This window comes from Haemophilus sp. C1, from assembly GCF_001276515.1.
In the GTDB taxonomy this organism is placed as follows: domain Bacteria; phylum Pseudomonadota; class Gammaproteobacteria; order Enterobacterales; family Pasteurellaceae; genus Haemophilus.
The window spans coordinates 1-3,013 of record NZ_LDVZ01000051.1; the positions used below are offsets into that span (position 1 = coordinate 1).

Annotated in this window: 2 protein-coding genes; both read left to right on the forward strand. The window is 39.7% G+C overall.

Annotated features, from left to right (window positions below; translation table 11 throughout):
* Positions 1-1,743, forward strand: a 1,743-nt coding sequence (locus ABW51_RS09405) for a hemagglutinin repeat-containing protein (RefSeq protein WP_197271862.1), incomplete at its 5' end; no start/stop codon positions are given.
* 83 nt (positions 1,744-1,826) lie between these two features.
* Positions 1,827-3,013 (forward strand): hypothetical protein (locus ABW51_RS09410; protein ID WP_082318442.1); only part of this gene is annotated, 1,187 nt, incomplete at its 3' end.

Consider the following 3,013-nt stretch of genomic DNA (forward strand, 5'->3'; position numbering starts at 1 on the left):
GATAAAGTAGGCATCAACACCACGAATAACTTCGATAATATCGGCGGTAAAGTGGAAGCCGAGCGAGCACTTTTGGTGGATGTGGGCGGTGATTTAAATCACGAAAGTACCACAATGACAACAAAGGTGGATTTATCTCATTTTCAACGGAGTGAAACGACACTGGCTCGTAAAGCGCTTTTCCATGTGAAAGGAGAAGATGGCCAATTACAACTCTCATCAAATAATCTGAACGCTAAAGGTGCAGATATTATTAACGATGGCAATGGCAGCACACTTGTTCAAAGCAAAAATAACATGAATCTCACCGCACTTTCAGTGGGCTTTGATGAGAAGATGGGGAAAGGCAATCATTACCGTCATGAGAAAGTGGAAGAAGCGGTAGTAAGTCAAGTAAAAGGCAAGGGGGATGTAACGCTTACGGCAAAAAATCTCCGAGCCGAAGGGGCACAGCTGGATAGTGAAGCGAAGTTAATGGCTATTGCTGAAAACGACCTTGTGTTGAATGGTGCAACTAACACTCTCGAATTAACTGAACATCATCAATATAAATCAGGTGTACTTACCCGAAAATCAAAAATAACGGATGAGTATGAAAAACGCATAGAGCAAGTTGGTAGCGAGTTAAGCGGTCGAGAAATCGTATTATTGGCAGGTCATAATGTGGAAGCAACAGGTGTGAAACTAGCAGCAGATAATAATGTGCTAATTGATGCTAAAAATGATGTATTACTTCAAGCAGGCAAAAATCAACTTATCCATGAGACCAAAATTGTAAGCCAAAAATCAGGCTTAATGGGGAACGGTGGAATCGGTTTTACGATTGGTTCGAATAAAGAAAAAGTAAATCAAAACAACACGCAAGAAAGTGCAGCTCATAGCCAAATTGGTAGTTTGGCTGGAAATGTCACAATTCAGGCAGGTAATCGCTATCAACAAGTAGGTAGCATTGTTAGCTCGGGCAAGGGAGATGTGGGTATTACAAGTAAAACTGTAGATATTGACGCTATTCAACTGAATTATGAAAGTAACTCTCGTTATGAAATGCAACAAAAAGGCCTCACTATTGCCCTCACGGGAGCTGTTGCATCAGCTTTACAATCGGTTAAATCTACCGTTGAGTCTACAAAAATGGTTGGTAAAAGCCAAAATAATCGCATCAATGCAATGAGTGCGATGAATGTAGGTTTTGAGGGAGTAAGAGCAGCTGAATCCACCTTAGCACTGGCAGATGCAATCAATCAAAATGGTTTAGGTCAAGGCGTTAGTTCAGGTGTTGGTGTATCTATTACCTATGGACAACAAAAATCAGTACAAACCCAACATAGTGAAGGCAACACCGTAGAAAAAAGTCAAGTGAACGCAGGTGGCAAAGTCAATATTACCGCGATAGGTAAAGGAGAACGGTCGCAAATTACCATCACAGGTGCGGATATATCAGGACAGAACGGTACACATCTCAAAGCTGATGGCAATGTGAATATTTCAGCTGCAGATGAAAAGCATCTTGAACGCAGTAAAAATAAATCGACAGGTTTTAATGTAGGTGTCGCAATTCAGTTTGGTAATGGCGTAAGTGCAGGGATTACGGCTGGAGGTAATGTCGCTAAAGGCTACGGCAACGGTGAAAGCCAAGCATGGGTGACAAGTCAAATAGGTACACAAGCCAGTAAAACCATAATTGAGAGCGGAAAAGAAACCAATATCAAAGGTTCACAAGTGAAAGGAAAGGTAAACGAGTAGAAGTAAGAGCAGAAAATCTCACGATTGAAAGCTTACAAGATACTGCACGCTATGAGGGTAAACAAGAAAGTGTTTCAGGGCAGGTGACAGTAGGGTATGGATTCTCTGCAAGTGGTAACTATAACCGTTCAAAAGTGAATTCAAATTATGCGAGCGTAAAAACGCAAGCCGGCATTTTTTCAGGTGACGAGGGATATGACCTTAACATCAGAAAACATTCGGAGCTGACGGGCGGTTTAGTGACATCAACAGAAAAAGCGGAAGCAGAAGGAAAAAATCGTTTTGAGACGGGAACATTAATGGCGAGGGATATTGAAAACCATTCAAGTGTTTCAGGCAAAGGCTTCGGTTTTGGAGGCGGTTTTTCAGTTAGTGGAGGGGGGGCACCAAAAGATCTAGGCGGTGTTAAATTACAAGAGGTAGGTAAAAATCATCAAGATGGCTCATCGAAAGTAGAATTTAGTGGTATTGCAGGTATTGCTAATCAAGGCAACTGGGGCATCGCGAAAGGGTTAGCAACAGGAGCACTAGGTTATTTGAGCCGTAATAGTAGTGAAAATGGTGTAACGGGCTCAAGCATTAACACTAAAAATATGACTATTCGAAATGAAGAAGCTCAAAGAGCGTTGGGTTTATCATCAGAAGAAATAATTGCTAGAGTGAATAAAGAGAATATTCATCAATCATTAAATAAACCAAATGTGGAGCAATTTAAAGCTGATTTAGAAAGGGATTTAGCGGTATCGAAGGCGTTTGTAGATAATATCAGTCGCCATGGTGATGAAATTTATTACAACATGGAAAAAAATGAAGATTCTATTTTTAGTATTAAGAAAAAAACTGATGATTGTGAACATATTAGTTGTTTAAAATTTGATGAAAAAGGAAATAATACAGCAGATAACTCTCAAGAATTAAAAGCAGCTCTTTATAGTGACAAAATTTTAACAGAGGAACAAGCAAAGCAATTCAGTAGAATGGCTACTGCAGGGATGTTAAATTTAACGCCTAAAGATAAAGTATCTAGTGCAATCTTATATGATCGTGATCTTGCATCTATTAATGAAACCGCAGTGATTGCTAATAGGGGGAGTGCGGGATTAGTGAATGAATTTTTATTTACTGGTTTTGAACGTTTTAGAGCCTGGGCAAATGTCCCAGCAATATTTGGGGCATCAAATGCGACAAGAGATAAAGTTCAGATCTTAAACAAAATTGAGGAATATAACACTCAAGCAGTAAAAGATGGTAAACGAACCTATAATATTGA